The sequence below is a fragment of the Carnobacterium mobile DSM 4848 genome (assembly GCF_000744825.1).
Taxonomy (GTDB): domain Bacteria; phylum Bacillota; class Bacilli; order Lactobacillales; family Carnobacteriaceae; genus Carnobacterium_A; species Carnobacterium_A mobile.
On the sequence record NZ_JQMR01000001.1, the window covers coordinates 2,116,207 to 2,132,354 of the forward strand.

At 39.1% G+C, this 16,148-nt stretch carries 20 protein-coding genes; 19 read left to right on the forward strand and 1 reads right to left on the reverse strand.

Features of this window, described 5'->3' with window-relative positions; all coding sequences use genetic code 11:
* Positions 1 to 77: 77 nt before the first annotated feature.
* From BR87_RS10090 to BR87_RS10165, 16 genes are all read left to right on the forward strand, one after another.
* Positions 78 to 953, forward strand: a complete 876-nt coding sequence (locus BR87_RS10090; RefSeq protein WP_035031688.1) for a flagellar hook-basal body complex protein — start codon at positions 78 to 80, stop codon at positions 951 to 953.
* A 176-nt stretch (positions 954 to 1,129) separates the two neighbouring features.
* Positions 1,130 to 1,333 (forward strand): flagellar FlbD family protein, encoded by a 204-nt coding sequence (locus tag BR87_RS10095; RefSeq protein WP_035031691.1) that lies wholly within the window; start codon positions 1,130 to 1,132, stop codon positions 1,331 to 1,333.
* Complete coding sequence (locus BR87_RS10100; protein ID WP_035031693.1) at positions 1,330 to 2,139, forward strand: motility protein A; 810 nt, start codon at positions 1,330 to 1,332, stop codon at positions 2,137 to 2,139. Before BR87_RS10095 ends, BR87_RS10100 begins: the two co-directional genes overlap by 4 nt.
* Complete coding sequence (locus tag BR87_RS10105; protein WP_035031696.1) at positions 2,132 to 2,869, forward strand: OmpA family protein; 738 nt, start codon at positions 2,132 to 2,134, stop codon at positions 2,867 to 2,869. The genes BR87_RS10100 and BR87_RS10105 overlap by 8 nt, the downstream gene beginning before the upstream one ends.
* A gap of 3 nt (positions 2,870 to 2,872) precedes the next feature.
* Complete coding sequence (locus BR87_RS10110; protein ID WP_035031699.1) at positions 2,873 to 3,340, forward strand: flagellar basal body-associated FliL family protein; 468 nt, start codon at positions 2,873 to 2,875, stop codon at positions 3,338 to 3,340.
* A gap of 22 nt (positions 3,341 to 3,362) precedes the next feature.
* Entirely contained in the window at positions 3,363 to 3,752 is a 390-nt protein-coding gene (locus BR87_RS10115) for a flagellar biosynthetic protein FliO (RefSeq protein ID WP_051929822.1), read from the forward strand.
* A complete protein-coding gene (gene fliP, locus BR87_RS10120; RefSeq protein ID WP_035031702.1) occupies positions 3,749 to 4,507 on the forward strand; it encodes a flagellar type III secretion system pore protein FliP in 759 nt (252 codons plus the stop codon). Before BR87_RS10115 ends, fliP begins: the two co-directional genes overlap by 4 nt.
* 9 nt (positions 4,508 to 4,516) lie before the next feature.
* Entirely contained in the window at positions 4,517 to 4,780 is a 264-nt protein-coding gene (gene fliQ, locus BR87_RS10125; RefSeq protein WP_035031704.1) for a flagellar biosynthesis protein FliQ, read from the forward strand.
* Complete coding sequence (gene fliR, locus BR87_RS10130; protein ID WP_244877055.1) at positions 4,777 to 5,553, forward strand: flagellar biosynthetic protein FliR; 777 nt, start codon at positions 4,777 to 4,779, stop codon at positions 5,551 to 5,553. Before fliQ ends, fliR begins: the two co-directional genes overlap by 4 nt.
* 11 nt (positions 5,554 to 5,564) lie before the next feature.
* Positions 5,565 to 6,632 (forward strand): flagellar biosynthesis protein FlhB, encoded by a 1,068-nt coding sequence (flhB, locus tag BR87_RS10135; RefSeq protein WP_035031705.1) that lies wholly within the window; start codon positions 5,565 to 5,567, stop codon positions 6,630 to 6,632.
* 30 nt (positions 6,633 to 6,662) lie between these two features.
* Positions 6,663 to 8,744, forward strand: a complete 2,082-nt coding sequence (flhA, locus tag BR87_RS10140; protein ID WP_156959114.1) for a flagellar biosynthesis protein FlhA — start codon at positions 6,663 to 6,665, stop codon at positions 8,742 to 8,744.
* A gap of 302 nt (positions 8,745 to 9,046) precedes the next feature.
* Positions 9,047 to 9,763 carry a sigma-70 family RNA polymerase sigma factor gene (locus tag BR87_RS10145; RefSeq protein ID WP_035031706.1) on the forward strand — a complete coding sequence of 239 codons (717 nt, stop codon included), beginning with the start codon at positions 9,047 to 9,049 and terminating at the stop codon, positions 9,761 to 9,763.
* Positions 9,756 to 10,514, forward strand: coding sequence for a flagellar hook-basal body protein (locus BR87_RS10150; RefSeq protein WP_035031707.1), 759 nt, complete (start codon positions 9,756 to 9,758; stop codon positions 10,512 to 10,514). The genes BR87_RS10145 and BR87_RS10150 overlap by 8 nt, the downstream gene beginning before the upstream one ends.
* Before the next feature lie 15 nt (positions 10,515 to 10,529).
* Positions 10,530 to 11,285, forward strand: a complete 756-nt coding sequence (locus tag BR87_RS10155) for a flagellar hook-basal body protein (RefSeq protein WP_035031708.1) — start codon at positions 10,530 to 10,532, stop codon at positions 11,283 to 11,285.
* Positions 11,286 to 11,402: 117 nt separating this feature from the next.
* Entirely contained in the window at positions 11,403 to 12,119 is a 717-nt protein-coding gene (gene ftsE, locus BR87_RS10160; protein WP_035031710.1) for a cell division ATP-binding protein FtsE, read from the forward strand.
* Positions 12,120 to 12,326: 207 nt separating this feature from the next.
* Positions 12,327 to 14,033: a methyl-accepting chemotaxis protein gene (locus BR87_RS10165; RefSeq protein ID WP_035031713.1), complete on the forward strand. Its 1,707-nt coding sequence runs from the start codon at positions 12,327 to 12,329 to the stop codon at positions 14,031 to 14,033.
* Between the two features lie 58 nt (positions 14,034 to 14,091).
* Here the strand turns inward: BR87_RS10165 and BR87_RS10170 are convergent, their stop codons facing one another.
* Positions 14,092 to 14,877: a glucose-1-dehydrogenase gene (locus tag BR87_RS10170; RefSeq protein ID WP_035031716.1), complete on the reverse strand. Its 786-nt coding sequence runs from the start codon at positions 14,875 to 14,877 to the stop codon at positions 14,092 to 14,094.
* A gap of 219 nt (positions 14,878 to 15,096) precedes the next feature.
* On the opposite strand from BR87_RS10170, the gene BR87_RS10175 reads away from it, so the two are divergent.
* The 3 genes from BR87_RS10175 to BR87_RS10180 all read left to right on the forward strand — a co-directional run bounded on the left by BR87_RS10175 (position 15,097) and on the right by BR87_RS10180 (position 16,147).
* On the forward strand, positions 15,097 to 15,543 hold the full coding sequence (locus BR87_RS10175; RefSeq protein WP_035031719.1) for an ASCH domain-containing protein: 447 nt from the start codon (positions 15,097 to 15,099) through the stop codon (positions 15,541 to 15,543).
* 65 nt (positions 15,544 to 15,608) lie between these two features.
* Positions 15,609 to 15,761: a hypothetical protein gene (locus BR87_RS13260; protein WP_211249986.1), complete on the forward strand. Its 153-nt coding sequence runs from the start codon at positions 15,609 to 15,611 to the stop codon at positions 15,759 to 15,761.
* Entirely contained in the window at positions 15,689 to 16,147 is a 459-nt protein-coding gene (locus BR87_RS10180) for a dihydrofolate reductase family protein (protein ID WP_211249987.1), read from the forward strand. The genes BR87_RS13260 and BR87_RS10180 overlap by 73 nt, the downstream gene beginning before the upstream one ends.
* Position 16,148: the final 1 nt, after the last annotated feature.

Consider the following 16,148-nt stretch of genomic DNA (forward strand, 5'->3'; position numbering starts at 1 on the left):
AATAGAATCGGCTGAATGTAATAAAAGCCGCCACCCATAAACGAACTGAAATGGGCTAATCGAATGGAGGAAGCAATATGTTAAAATCACTATATTCAGGTGTTACCGGTATGAAAAATATTCAAACAAAAATGGACGTTATTTCGAATAATATCGCCAATGTCAATACGACCTCTTTTAAAACGGGCAGAGTGCGTTTTGAAGACATGATCAGCCAAACAAATGTGAGAGCACAAGGCGGAACCAATGCCCAACAAGTAGGGCTTGGAGTACAAGTAGGATCAATTGACACAGTGATGTCCGGCGGTTCTTTGCAATCAACAGGACGTCCATTAGACTTTGGAATCGAGAATGGCGACAATTCGTTTTTTACAGTCAAACAAGGCGACCAAACCTTTTATACGCGTGATGGAGGGTTTTATAAAGACAATAGCGGCAACTTAGTAACAAGCGGCGGATTAAGCATTATGGGCTATACAGAAGGTGCACCTGCTGTAAATGATGAAACCTTTAAAATCGATAGTTTAGGAAAAAATCCAAAGCCGTTGCAAATCAGTGAAAAACTAACGGTTGGTGAAGGTGAAGATAAAAAAGTTATCGAATTACAAGATTATACGATCGATAAAGATGGTTTTATTGTTGGAATGTATAGTGATGAAAAAACGTATGTACTGGGCCGCGTAGCATTAACGAGTTTTTCTAACCCAGATGGTTTAGAAAAACAAGGCGGAAACTTGTATTCCAAGTCAGCCAATTCAGGAGAGCCTATGTTGGGTAATCCATCAGATGCAGGTTATGGTTCCGTTCGTTCAGGATTCTTGGAAATGTCCAATGTTGACTTGGCCAATGAGTTCACGGATATGATCGTTACCAGCAGAGCGTATCAAGCTAACTCTAGAAGTATCACTACTTCAGATACGATGCTTGAAGAACTGATCAACCTTAAGAGATAGTTACTAAAACGAGACAATAAAATAAGAAGTTGAAAACATCAGATAACACGTTTAATCAGTTATCTGGTGTCTTTCATGCGGCGTGTACATGACTCACAATGCCAACTTGGACATAAGACGTTTAACAGTCCAGACATGGCTTGTCCGCTCTTTTATAAAAAGAAATGAGGTTTTTTATGATTGCATTGTCAGATGTTTCAGGAAAAGAGTTTTATTTAAATTGTGATTTAATCTATAGAATAGACCGTTCTTTCGATACGATTATTACTTTAACTGATGGAAAGAAACTACGTGTGATTGAAACAGAAAAAGAAATAATTGATAAAGTAATTGAATACAAAAGAAAAATATACAACGGTTTTTCAGAGGGAGAGAAATGAAAAAAAACATTGTACCGATCATCGGTTTTATCGTAGGGTTTGGTCTAATCATCTGGTCTATCACTTCATCAGGAAACATAGCCAGTTTTATTGATTTTCCTTCGCTGATGATTACACTAGGCGGTTCTTTTTGTGCGTTGCTGATCAGTTTCCCATTAAAATCGATCATGAAAATACCAGCTATTATAAAAAACTTATTGCATGACCCTACAGATCATTACGAGGAATTGATTGCTGCTTTTTCAGAATTATCGAGAAAAGCGAGAAGCCAGGGGGTTTTAGCTATCGAAGAAGACTTACAGCAACAAGACAATGAATTAATGGTAACAGGGCTACAAATGGTAGTAGACGGATTAGATCCAGAATTGATTGAAGAAATATTAGAAATAAAAACAGAAAACATTGAAAAAAGACACCGAGTGGGTCAAGAGATTTTTTTAAAATGGGGAGAAATGGCTCCAGCTTACGGAATGATCGGGACCTTGATTGGCTTGATCATCATGCTTGGAGAATTGAACGATCCTAGTACTATTGGAACAGGAATGGCTACAGCTTTAATCACGACGTTATATGGTAGCTTTTTAGCGAACATGCTTTTCCTTCCAATAGCGACAAACTTAAAACTCCAAACAGAAAAAGAAATGCAGATGTGTGAAATGGTGATTGAAGGCATTTTATCTATCCAAGCTGGTCAAAATCCGCGTGTGATCGAACAAAAGCTATACAGCTATTTACGCGACGGCGATCAAGAAGAGATGATCAAAGAGGCTGCACAACTGCAACGTGAGGGGCAGCAAAATGGCTAGAAGAGGCAATAAAAGCAGGAAAGGCAACGAAAGCAATGAAAGTTCAGGAGGCTGGATCACAACCTTTTCAGACTTAATGTCTTTGTTACTGACTTTTTTTATTCTTCTTTATTCGATGTCAAATGTCAGTCAAGTAAAGTTCAATGAAGCATCTCAGTCGATTCAAATGGCTCTGTCCGGAAAAGGTGGCAGTACGATCCTTGAAGAAGCGGCACCTACAGTACCGGAAACCGAAGCAGCAGAAACGACAACAGACAAGATAAATCCTGAAATTTCAGCTTTATATAAAAAAGTGACTGACTATGTTGAGGAACATGCTATGCAATCTAAAGTTTCAGTAGAAAAGGATCAAGATGGTGTGTATGTCGATATCCAAGAATCGATTCTTTTTGCTTCTGGCGACGCGGAAGTCTCCCCTCAAGGGAAACGGACATTGAATCAATTAGCCGATTTGATTGCTACATTTGAAAACAAGATAGTCGTAGAAGGCTATACCGATAATCTGCCTATCAAAAACCAAAAATTTGACAGCAACTGGGAATTATCTGCTGGCAGAGCGGTATCTGTCTTACGTTACTTAAGTGAAGAAAAAGACATCGATCCTAATCGTTTATCTGCTAAAGGGTATGGTGAATACAATCCAAGTGCGCCAAACGATACGATAGAAAACAAAGCTAAGAACAGAAGAGTCAATATTGTGATCGTTTATGAGGATAAGGAGACAAGTTAACACATGAAAACAGAAGATAAAAAAGAAAAACAAGGAACTAAACGGCTGCTGATAATCGTCGCTATTTTAGGTGCTATTGTGATCGGAGCAGTAGTCAGCTTTGGTGTTACATCAGGCAAAGCCGCTGAGATTATCGAAGGCTTGTCTAAAAAAGAAGTAGTAGAAACAACTGTTCCATTAGAAGAGTTTTTGATCAACTTAGCTCCTGAAAAATCAGGCCGGGGAAACTACTTAAAAATTGAATTATCGGTTTACAGTACAGAAAAAGACGCAGAAGAAGAAATCAATAAAAACATTCCGCAAATCAGAGATGCTGTGATCAATGTGCTGCGTACAAAATCTGCCGATTCTGTTTTTCAAAAAGAAGAGGATTCTCTGGTACTAAAAAAAGAACTAATCAGCCAAATCAACAAAACATTGGATGAGCCGTTGATCAGTGATGTTTTTATTACCAATATTGTGATGCAGTAAGGAAAGTGAAAGGAAGTTGAACATGGGATTAGGTATCGGGCTAGGTTATGTGATAAAAAGTATTCTAGCGTTGGGTGTGATTATTTTTGCAGCCAATTACAGTTTAAAATATCTGAATACATTTATGACAAAAAAAGGAAAAGTGATTCGAATCATCGAAAGAACGGCTATCAATAAAAGCTCTTCTATCTGTATTGTGGAAATAGCCGGTACTTATTATGTGATGAGTTTTACGGATACACGCAATGAAATTCTCAGAGAATTAACTGAATCTGAAAAAGAAGCAGTCATTAAGACGCAAACTGAAGCAGAAGGTGAACGAAATACACCGCTTTTTTCAGAAGCAAAATCAGAGCCATTCCTTAAGCAACTTCAGTCCCGTTACCAAAGTCTGTACGAAAAGAGGAAATAAAGTTGAAGAAAAAAATCATATGGTTCGTCTGCTGTGCCCTCTTTTTAGTGAGTTTCAGTTTTCCGCAAGAAGTTTCTGCTGTTGGAACAGTTGATGGACTAACAAACGTACTTAAAAACCAATCAGGCGAAACATCAGATGTTATAAAGTTATACGTGCTGATGGGATTGTTAAGTTTGGCCCCCACATTTTTGATTTTGACTACCAGCTTTACACGGATCATTGTGGTATTGTCCTTTGTCAGAAACTCGCTAGGAACCCAACAAAACCCTCCGAATCTGGTATTGACAGGAATCGCGTTGTTTTTAACGTTGTTTATTATGCAGCCGGTATACACTCAGGTGATGGACGATGCATTGACGCCTTACTTAAATGAAGAACTGTCTGGACCAGAAGCTTTTGAAAAAGCCGAGGATCCGATCAAAGAATTTATGTACAAACAGACACGTGATGAAGATATCCAACTTTTTCTAGATGTATCAAAAACAAAAAAGCCTAAAGACTTAACCGATCTTCCGCTAACGATCGTGATACCAGCTTATACGATCAGTGAATTGCGCACAGCTTTTAGTATCGGTTTTTTGATTTTCATTCCTTTTTTAGTGATCGATATTGTGGTCGCTAGTATTCTCATGTCTATGGGGATGTTTATGCTGTCGCCAGTCATGATTTCATTGCCTTTCAAACTATTGTTGTTTGTATTGGTCGATGGCTGGTATTTAGTCGTCGAGTCGCTTGTCACAGGATTTCAGTAGAGGTGTAAAATGACAATAGTAAAAGTTTTAGATGTTATCAGAGAAGCCTTTATGACGATGATCATGGTTGCGGGCCCAACATTGGTCATTGCATTAGTTGTCGGGCTTTTGATCAGTATTTTACAGGCTACTACCCAGCTGCAAGAACAAACGCTGAGTTTTGTGCCGAAAATATTAGCCGTAATCGTTTCATTGATCGTTTTTGGGAACTTTATGTTGAATGCTTTGATTGGTTTTACTCAAAAAATATTTGAAATGATTGCAGCACTTTGAGCGATGGAGTAGTGGGCCTGCAAATCCAAACCGCTCTGTTGGTGTTTATTCGCATCACAACCTTTATGACGATCAGTCCAGGTTTTTCAATAAAAGGCTTACCGAATCTTATAAAAGTCGGCTTAGCAGCTGGAATTGCTTTTGCTGCCATTCCGGTCGTTCCGGTTTTGTCTGCAGAAATTCCGATGCTTTTATTCGTATTGTTGGGAATAAAAGAAGTGTTTTTAGGCTTGGCCATCGGCTTTATTACTAAATTAATTTTTTCAGCGATTGAAATGGCCGGAAATTTTGTCGATTTTCAAGTTGGGTTTTCTATGGGTGCGGTGTATGACCCTACAATGGGAGTCAGCGTTTCCTATTATGGGAAAATTTATTACTGGTTATCCATTTGCATTTTTTTCTTGACCGACTTGCACCATGTCGTGATCAAAACAGTGATAAAGACCTTTGAATATGTGCCGATTGAAAGCATGAATTTAGGCGGATTCGGCGTTGAAGGCATGGTCAAGTTATTCGCGATCGTTTTCGAAACGGCTTTGAATTTGGCTGCACCGTTGATGATCGTAGCTTTACTGACTGAGGTCGTATTGGGCTTGATCTCCCGTACAGTTCCACAAATCAATGTGTTGATTTTAGGCATGCCGTTAAAAGTTTTAGCTGCATTTTTGTTCACTTTGGTGCTGCTGCCGACGTTAACTAAAAACATCAGCCATATGCTGCCGCTGATGGTCAAGTATATCAATGAATTTATTCAGTCGTTGCCGGCTGCGTGAGGTGAGAGTAAATGGCAGATAAAGATGGCAAAACAGAAAAACCCAGTCCAAAGAAACTGAAAGACACACGTAAAAAAGGGGAAATAGCTAAGAGTCCTGATTTGACTTCTGCGGTTACATTTGTCGTTTTTTTGATGGCTGCAACGTTTCTCGGTACATATATTTTAAAACAAGGGTATCTTTACTTGAAGATTTACTTATCAGCTGGATTCGCGGTAGATGGATTGGAAAACAACTTAGGAAATATCGGTATGAAATCGATTGTTTTTATTCTGATTATGGCTGGTCCTTTTCTAGCTATCGGCTTTGTGGCTGCCTTTTTAGCCAGTATGCTGCAGACCGGGTTTTTATTTTCAACTGAACCGTTAAAAATGAGTTTTAAAAAAATCAATCCCATCAGCGGATTTAAAAATATGTTCAGCAAAAAGACACTGTTCACTTTATTAAAAAACCTAGCTAAATTGGGTTTGGTATTTGGCATGGCTTATTCAACAGTAAAGAAATCTGTGGTTTTGCTGGTCAATGCCGGAAATATTGGGACGCAAAAGTTATTTTTTTTACTGATGGAGCTTGTAAAAGACTTGGGTATTCAACTAGGCATTTTATTATTGGTATTAGGGATAGCCGATTACATCTATCAAGTATACGATTACCGGAAAAACTTAAAAATGTCTAAGCAAGATCTAAAAGACGAATACAAAGAAAGCGAAGGCGACCCGCAGATGAAAGGCAAGCGCAAGCAGTTCCACCGTCAATTGACAAGCGGGATGCTGTCAGATGTCGACACTGCTACAGCCGTCATTACCAACCCAACGCATCTAGCCATCGCGATTCGTTACGACAAAGCAACAGACGAAGTACCAATGATCGTTGCCAAGGGTGCTGATCACCAAGCTGCGAAAATCAGAGAACGGGCTAAAGAGGCAAATGTGCCGATTATTGAAAACAAACCAGTTGCTCGAGCCATGTACAAATCGATTGAAGTTGGTCAACCGATACCGGTCGATATGTATCAAGCCATCGCTGAGATTCTCGCCTTGGTTTACCAAATGGAAGAAATGAACAAACACAAAATATAAGGTTGTTTTAAGGAATGAGGAGTCGAAGAGATGTTAACTGCTTTTATGGGTAAATTTGAGAAACTGACAAAATCACTAGATGTGTTGATCGCATTCTTTGTAGTGGCTATTTTAGCGATGATTATTATTCCACTGCCTTCTCCGCTATTGGATTTTATGCTAGTTGTCAATATTGCTTTGTCGATCACGATACTGCTTCTGACTCTTTTTTCTAAAAGCGTACTGGAATTTTCTACTTTTCCAACATTGCTGCTAATCACGACGATGTTTCGGTTGGCATTAAATATTTCGTCTACTCGTTTGATCTTGACGGTCGGTGAAGCGGGATCAGTGATCAATACATTTGCTAACTTTGTTGCCGGTAATAACATAGTGGTTGGAGCAGTCATCTTCATCATTATCGTTATCATTCAAATGATGGTCGTCACTAACGGAGCCAGCCGGGTTTCAGAAGTTTCGGCTCGTTTTACATTAGATGCTATGCCCGGTAAACAAATGTCGATCGATGCCGATTTAAATTCAGGGTTGATCAGTGAAGACCAAGCTAAAAAAAGACGGTCAGACTTAGAACGTGAAACCCAGTTTTTCGGAGCGATGGATGGTGCCAGCAAGTTCGTTAAAGGTGATGCGATAGCCGGTATTATCATTACGGTGATCAATTTGATCGGCGGGATTGTGATCCATACAGTTCAAAGTGATATGGCCATTATGGAAGCCCTTAGTCAATTCGGTAAATTAACGATAGGAGACGGGCTTGTTAGTCAGATTCCTTCACTATTGATTTCAGTAGCATCTGGTATTTTAGTGACCCGTTCAGGAAGCAATACGGGTTTTGGAAGTGCAGTAGGAAAAGAACTTTTCCAAGCGCCTAAAGTCATGTTGATGCTGTCTGTTATTTTAGTGTTGTTTGCAATAATACCTGGATTCCCAACGTTGCCCTTTTTGTTATTAGGACTAGTTGCCGGAGCGGGTGGGTATTTGAATCTGGAAAACGAAAAAACAAAACGATCGTCTGCACAAGCTGATGAACAGAAGTCAAAAGCTGCACAACGCACAAAAAAAGAAAAGACAGAAGACGAATCGGTTGCCTCCTTTCAAGTGGACCCAATTTCAATTGAAATTGGTTATGGGTTGATCCCCTTAGCGGACGAAAGCCAAGACAACAACTTGATGAACCATATTTCTAGTATTCGGAAGCAAAGTGCGCATGAGTTGGGAATTTTATTAAGCCCGATTCGCATTCGAGACAATTTACAGTTGAAAGCCAATGAATACTTGATAAAAATCAAAGGCAATACCGTAGCTGGCGGTGAATTATATTTAGACAAATACATGATCGTCGATCCGGGAGAAACGGACTTTGATTTTGATGGAATACCGACTAAAGAACCCGCTTTTGGATTAGATGCAATGTGGGTCGAGGAATCAGACCGTGAAGCTGCTGATTTAAGAGGATACACAGTCGTTGATCCGCTGACCGTATTGGTAACGCATTTGAAAGAAACCATTTACAAATCCAGCTATGAGCTGTTAGGCAGACAAGAAGTTAAGCAGCTGCTGGAAGGCATTAAGGATAAATATGGTGTAGTCATTGATGAATTGATTCCCGATATTTTACGTTTAGGCGAGGTTCAAAAAGTGCTGCAGAACTTATTAAAAGAAAACATTCCGATCAACGATTTAGTGACAATATTAGAAACATTGGCCGACTATGGCAATACAACTAAAGATACTGAAATGTTGACTGAATATGTTCGACAAGCACTGAACCGGACAGTTGTAAAACAACATTTAGATGGAGCTGGCGTTTTACAAGTTGTGACGATCATGCCCGATACAGAAGAAATGATCAGCCGCAGCATCCAAAAATCTTCAGCTGGATCGATTCCAGTGCTTCAGCCGGATGTGGTCACTCGGTTATTTGACAGTATCACAACTATACAAAATCAACTACAAGCAATAGGCATTCCGCACGTTTTATTGGCGTCGCCAAAAATACGACCGGCTATGAAAAACCTAATATCTTACAATTTTCCTGATGTGGCTGTCTTATCATTAAATGAAGTACCGAACGATGTGGCAATCGAGACTGTAGGGATGGTTGAAGGCTAAATAGAGTGATGAAACAATGACTTTTTATATAAAAGGTGTTTAGCGGCTTGTCCCGCTTTTCTCACTGTACATTACTTTGTGTTTCACATACGTAATGTCTAGCGTCACAAGCCTGTCTCTCGTGAAAAAGACAAGTAAAGGGCCTAAAGTCTCGCTGCGCGAGCTTTATACTAGTCGACGTAACCAGCTAAAGCTGGAAGTCTCCTAGCAATTGCGCAGTATGCTCATTCAGGGCTGTACTTGCTATTTTCCAGTCGAGCCAGATCCGGCTTGTTCCGCTTTTCTTAAAGGAGGGGTAGCAGATGTATTATGAAAACGATAGGGAACAGGAAATCATAAAATACCTGCCCTTGGTTGAAAAAGTTGTAAATGGGCTGAACATCAAACGCAGCGATTATGAACGCGGAGACCTCTACAATATTGGTGTGATTGGTTTGATGGATGCGTTGGAAAAATACGATAAAGACAAAAAAGTTCCTTTTGAAGGGTATGCCTATATCCGCATCAAAGGAACGATCATTGATGAAGTCAGAAAAACAGCTCCGGTTTCCAGAACACGACTCAGTCAGTTGAATGAATACTACCGTGCCAAAGAAAAACTGGAAGAAACCTTCAAACAGACACCGTCAGAAAAGGAAATTTGCCAGGAATTAAAAATCAATGACAAACAATTAAGCAAGATACACGAAACGGTCCACCAACTAGCTTCCGTTTCATTGGAAAAAGTGTTGTACAGTGAAGAAGGCAATGATATTGAACTGATGGACTTTTTAGAAGACACGCAGTCTGTTGACTCTGAAGAGGCACTGTTAGAACAGGAACGTCATCAGTTATTAACAAAAAACATTCATATATTGGATAAAAGAGAGCAAACGATTTTAAATTTGTACTACGTCGACGAGTTATCTTTGAAAGAAATTGCTTATATTTTTGACATCTCTGTTCCACGAGTTTCACAAATTCATGGAAAAATTATCTTAAAATTAAAAGAATCAATGAGGAGAGAATACGATGATTAGAAGTATCGATACGCTTAGCAGAAACTTTGACATCTTGCAAAAAAAACAAGAAAACATTAGTGCAAATGTAGCCAATATCAATACTGCTGGTTACAAAGCTCAAGAGATCATACAAAGTACACTTCAATCAAAACAAATGGCCAACCATTTAGGCGGTCCTTTACTGAATCAAAAAAACGACATAGGAAGTTTTACATTCGGCAATCAAATTGATGAGATGTATCGAAGTTTTGATCAAGGAGGATTGAAAGGAACAGCTTCTGCGACCGACGTGGCTCTCCAAGGCAATGGATTTTTTACTGTAGCTGGAACAGATGGTCAAACGTATTATACCCGTAATGGGAATTTTACAGTGAATGCAGCTGGCGAACTGGTAACTCAAGAAGGACATCGGGTGCTAGGTATCGATGCAAACGGACAAAGCACATTTATCCCAGCAGGCGGCACTGATTTTTCAGTAGACAGCAACGGTAATGTCAATGAAACTGGATTGCAGCTAATGCTGACAGAATTTGGGAATCCTGAGGCTTTGACCAGCAGAGGAAACACACTGTATACAGGACAAGGCGGTACAGCCAGTATGGGTACCACAACCGTTTTTCAACATTCGCTTGAGACATCAAATGTAAATACTGCAGATGAAATCACAAACTTAATGTTAGTAGGCAGAGAATTTGAAGCGAATCAAAAAGCGTTAAGTGCAGCGGATGAAACATTAAGAAAAGCTGCTAATGAAATCGGAAAAGTTTAGGAGGAACAACGAAAAATGAGTATACCTTTAAGTATCAGCAAAAGTGGGATGAACGCCGTACAAAATGCAATGGATGCTTTGTCCCATGATATCGCCAATTCCAATACGACCGGCTACAAATCTAAAAACGTCAGCTTCAGCGAATTGATGGTCAATGATCTAAATGGAGAATCCGTTCTTCTATCAGAACGTGTACAAAACCCGGGAATCAACAACGGAACAAAAAGCGGAGTCAATACGACCAATATGGCACAAGGCGCACTGATTGCAGATGAAAACGCGTATCACTTAGCGATTGCAGGTGATGGATTTTTTGGAGTAACGGATCAAAACAACCAATTCTATTTGACACGCGATGGAGCATTTCAAGTAAATGGAGACAAGTCGATCACCAACAGCAATGGAGACCGCTTGTCGATCGAAGCTGTGATACCTGTTGAACAATGGCCGAACGGAGATGTAGCAATTGCTTTAAATGGAGAAGTGATCATTCAAACGGGAAATGAAACAATCGTGGTTGGACGCATTCCATTGTATACACCAGCTGTTTCAGATGCATTGATGCCTGCAGGCGAAAATAAATTTACATATGATGGAGTATTTGTGCAAGGAGACGGCATGATCCAACAACATTTTTTAGAAGCTTCAAATGTTGACTTAGCATCAGCTATCACCGATATGATGGTTGCACAGCGCGCGTATTCGCTGAATACCAAAGTAGTACAAGGAACAAACGAAATGATGTCCACAATCAATCAATTCAAACAATAGTAAACAGTATGAAGCTGAAAGTTCTACATCAGCTTTGGGCAAATGCATTAGCGGTTCTCGTTTGACACGAGTAGAGCGGGTCAGGAAAGAGTACAAGGGGTAAGATGGTGATGAGACATGATTAAAATGGAAAACGTTGAAAAGGTCTATACGAAAGGAGTGCGAGCGCTCAACAATATCTCGGTTACAATTGAAGACGGAGAATTTGTTTACGTGGTCGGTGCAAGTGGATCGGGAAAAACTACTTTTGCCAAGTTACTCATTCGAGAAGAAAAAATGACTCGCGGCAAGCTGGAAGTTTGTGGATATGATCTAGCTAAATTAAAAAGCAGAGACATTCCCAAGTTAAGACGTGAAATCGGAGTCGTTTTTCAAGATTATAAATTGTTAAATGACCGGACAGTTTTTGAAAATATAGCTTATGCTTTGGAAGTGATTGGGACTAAACCCGAAGAAATCGAGCTGCGTGTAATGGAAGCTTTGACTCAGGTAGAACTGGAAACAAAAGCGGATCTAAAACCAACTGAATTATCAGGCGGTGAACAGCAAAGAGTCGGGATTGCTCGAGCAATCGTCAACCGTCCCAAAATGCTGATTGCTGATGAGCCGACAGGTAATCTTGATCCTAAGACTGCTCTGGAAATTATGCGGTTGTTTTACCGTATCAATTTACAAGGAACTACTATTATTATGGTCACTCACAATCGCTCGATCGTTAATAAAGTTCACAACCGTGTGTTGGAAATCAAAAACGGACAGCTAGTTGGAGATGAAAGCAAAAACAACGGCAGTCTGCAATACGATTACGCTTCCGGTGATTACCTATTGATTTAAAAACCAATTGATTTGATAAAATGAGTCTAGACAAAAAGTCTTGGCTTATTTTTTTGGAAAAGAGTGTTCTTTCAGCAATATAACCTTACAGTTCTTTATTTTAATAGCTGAAAAATTAAAATAATGGATCTTGCTATAAAGTTTCTCTTTAATCTACCGATATAGATAAATAGAGAGAACTATATTGATAAGAAGAGGATTGAAAAAATGAAAAAAAAGAAAGAAAAACAAAGTAAGATCAAAAGTTTACGTACAAGAATATTAGTAGGGTTTGGTGCGGTAGTTCTGCTCATCATGTTGTCGAGTCTATTCAATATTTTGAGTTTGAACGATATAAACAAATCAATGCAAATCATTATGGAACAAGAAATGAAATTATTGATCAGTGATGAAAAGCTATTAACCGATATGAACAAACGTACAAGCTTGATTCGAGGCTACATGGCTTATAATGATGAAGCTTACCGAATTCAGTTCAATACAGAGACTAAAGAAAGCATTAAGTTAGAAAATAAAGCTCTAGAACTAAGCGATGCAGCAGAATTGAAGAAACTGATTGATAAGAAAGTCGCTTGGGGAAAATTAACCGATGAGGCATTAGAAGCTTATGATAACGGTGATCCTAAAAAAGCTCAAGATATTATGAATACGCAAGCACAAGCATTGGAAAATGAACTTGAAAAAGGATTTTCTGATTTAGCAGCACAGAGAGAAGAAAATATTCAAAAATTTGGCGATGACATCATGAGAAAAGGCAAAATCATTGAACTTTTAAGTTATGTCGTCACTATTTTGGTCGCTCTCTTATCTGCACTCGTGGCTTACCTGACAGCTAGAAGCATTACTAAACCCATCAAATTGGTTATGAACCATATGCAAACTATTGCAGGTGGTGATTTAAGCGTTGAGCCGTTGAATGTTGCGACAGAAGATGAAACGGGACAATTAGCAGCAGCTATGAATATCATGCAAGATGTACTAAAAGGGACAATGCACAAAATATCAGAGGATTCAGAAACATTGACAGCTCACAGTGAGGAGCTGAACCAAGCGGCTTTTGAAGTTAAGTCGGGTTCAGAGCAAGTAGCGACGACGATGCAAGAACTGGCTACTGGGACAGAAACGCAAGCTAATACAGCCAGCAGCTTGTCTATTGTAATGGGAAACTTTACTAAGAAAGTTCAAGATACAAATAAGAGCGGTGAACAAATTTCTAAAACTTCCCAAAAAGTCTTAGACATGACAACAGAAGGTAGTCGTTTAATGGACTCTTCTAATCAACAAATGCAAAAAATCGACAGTATTGTTCAAGATGCTGTTGGGAAAATGGCTATTTTGGATAACCAAACTAAAGAAATTTCTGATTTGGTTTCTATTATTCAAACTGTTGCGGATCAAACCAATCTATTAGCTTTAAATGCAGCGATTGAAGCGGCAAGAGCTGGAGAACATGGCAGAGGCTTTGCTGTGGTAGCAGATGAAGTTAGAAAATTGGCTGAACAAGTCGCTGTTTCCATTGCCGACATTACCGGCTTTGTCACAACGATTCAAGCTGAATCTAAGAAAGTCAGTGATTCATTGCAAAATGGTTATACTGAAGTTGAAGAAGGAACCGCTCAGATAAGAACTACGGGACAAACTTTTAATGAAATCAGCCGATCAGTCACTAGCATGGTCAATGAAATCCAGCATATTTCTGGAAACTTGGAAAGTATTGCGGCTAACAGCGAAATCATGAACGGCTCAATCGAAGAAATCGCGGCGGTTTCTCAAGAGTCAGCAGCTGGTGTAGAAGAAACTTCTGCGGCTTCTCAACAAATCAGCAGTTCGATGGAAGAAGTGTCCGGCAATTCAGAACACTTAGCAACATTGGCTGAAAACTTGAGTCAAATGGTGAACCAGTTTAAATTATAATAAAAAAAGCCAGTTGCAAAAGACCGTTTGTCTTAGCAGCTGGCTTTTTTCAGTTGTCTTACCCTTTTCCTTCTTCAAATGATGGATACAGCGACATGCCGCCGTCAACAAATAAACTAGTACCTGTAACGTATTTGGATTCAGTAGAAGCCAGCCAAGCAACAGCAGCTGCTACGTCTTCCGGTTCACCAAGAGAATTGATGGGAATCATGTTTAAAGTCGTTTCTTTTTCTTTTGGATCATCGAATTTTTCAGCATTAATAGGTGTCTTGATGGCCCCTGGAGCAATAGCGTTCACTCGAATACCTTTGTGTGCATATTCCATGGCAATCGTTTTAGTGAACATTTTTACGCCGCCTTTGCTGGCAGTATAGTGTGCAAAAGTTGGCCAAGGAATGACTTCATGGACGGATGACAAATTGATAATGTTCCCTTTTTTACCTGTTTCTAGAAAATGATTAATTGCTGCTTTAGAACCTAGGAATACTCCGGTTAAATTCACATTGATGACTTTATTCCAGTCTTCCAAACTTAATTCATGTGTAGAGACTTGATTTTCCATTCCAGCATTGTTTACCCAAAGATCTAAGCCGCCAAAGTTGGAAACTGCTGCATCCAATAGAGCTTGTATCCCTTCTTCAGTTCCTACATCAGCGTGAACGGCCACGGCTTTTCCACCGGCTTTTTCTAATTCTGCAACGGTTTCTTCAGCCCCTTCTTTATCGCTATGGTAATTGATGACCACAGCCATTTTTTCGGCTGCCAAACGTCTAGCTATAGCATTTCCAATACCTTTAGAACCTCCTGTAACCACTGCAACTTTTTCTGCTAAATCTTGATACATAAACATCCTCCTTTAAAATAAGTGTTAAGGGTTAAATGCGATGGAACCTGTTCTTGAGTTTAGCGTAACGTATTTGTTTAGGTTAAGCAAAACATACGTCAGCACTGCTTATTTATTAGAAAATCAATTGTGTAACGCCTTTCAATCCATTATGATAAATAGAATAGAGGAACGAAGCAAGTAATTAAAATTTAAATGAAGAAAGAAGAGAATCATACAATGGATGCAAAACAATTATGGAATGTATTTAGTGAACACTATCCAGAACACCAATCAGCAGATTATCAAGCATGGAGTTATGGAGCAGCAGCGGATGAATTAGCAGATTTGACAGTAAAAGGGATAAAAACAGCTACTGCTTCAGCATATGAGTTATATGCTTTAGAAAATGAACCATTACCAAAAGCTGGAGAATGGAATGTTATATTAGATGATAAAGGACAAGCTGTTTGCATTACTCAGACAACTAATGTGTCTGTTGTACCTTATAATGAAGTAACGAAAGAACATGCTTTCAAAGAAGGAGAAGGCGATCGTTCCCTTACTTATTGGAAAGAAGTGCATCAAGACTTCTTTTTAAAAGAATACCAAGCAAAAGAATTGGAATTTAACGAAACGATCCCGGTTGTCTGTGAAGAATTTGAAATGGTATTTAAAGCAAACTAATTTCGCGTAGTTCAGTGGACCAACAGATCAGTAGAACAGATAAAAACTAAAAGGAGTTAATAGCTATGGATCAACAACGTAAAGTAGTCTTGTTTATTGCAATGAGTTTAGACGGTTATATCGCAACAGAAGAAGATACACTGGAATGCTGTTTAAAGTCGAAGGAGAAGGAGACAATGGCTACACTGAGTTTTATGAAACTATTGATACAATTTTAATGGGCAGAAGAACATATGAATGGATTTTAGAATATATGGGAAGAGGAGCTGAGTTTCCTTATCAAGGCAAAGAATGTTATGTTTTTTCGACAACAGCGCATACGCCTGATTCATCTGTTGTGTTCGTTCAAGAAGATATCTCAAGCTTTATAAAAAAAATTGAAAATCAGCCTAGTAAGAATATTTGGTTAGCAGGAGGTGGAGAATTGATCCGCTCTTTTTTAAAAGAAAAGCTGATCGATGAAATGCGAATCACTGTTGCTCCAGTAGTGATTGGAAAAGGGATATCGCTATTCAAACCGGATGATTACCATTTGGAATTGTCGCTAAAACAAACCAAACAGTACAACCAATTTGTTGAATTACATTATGAAGTGAAAAAATAGA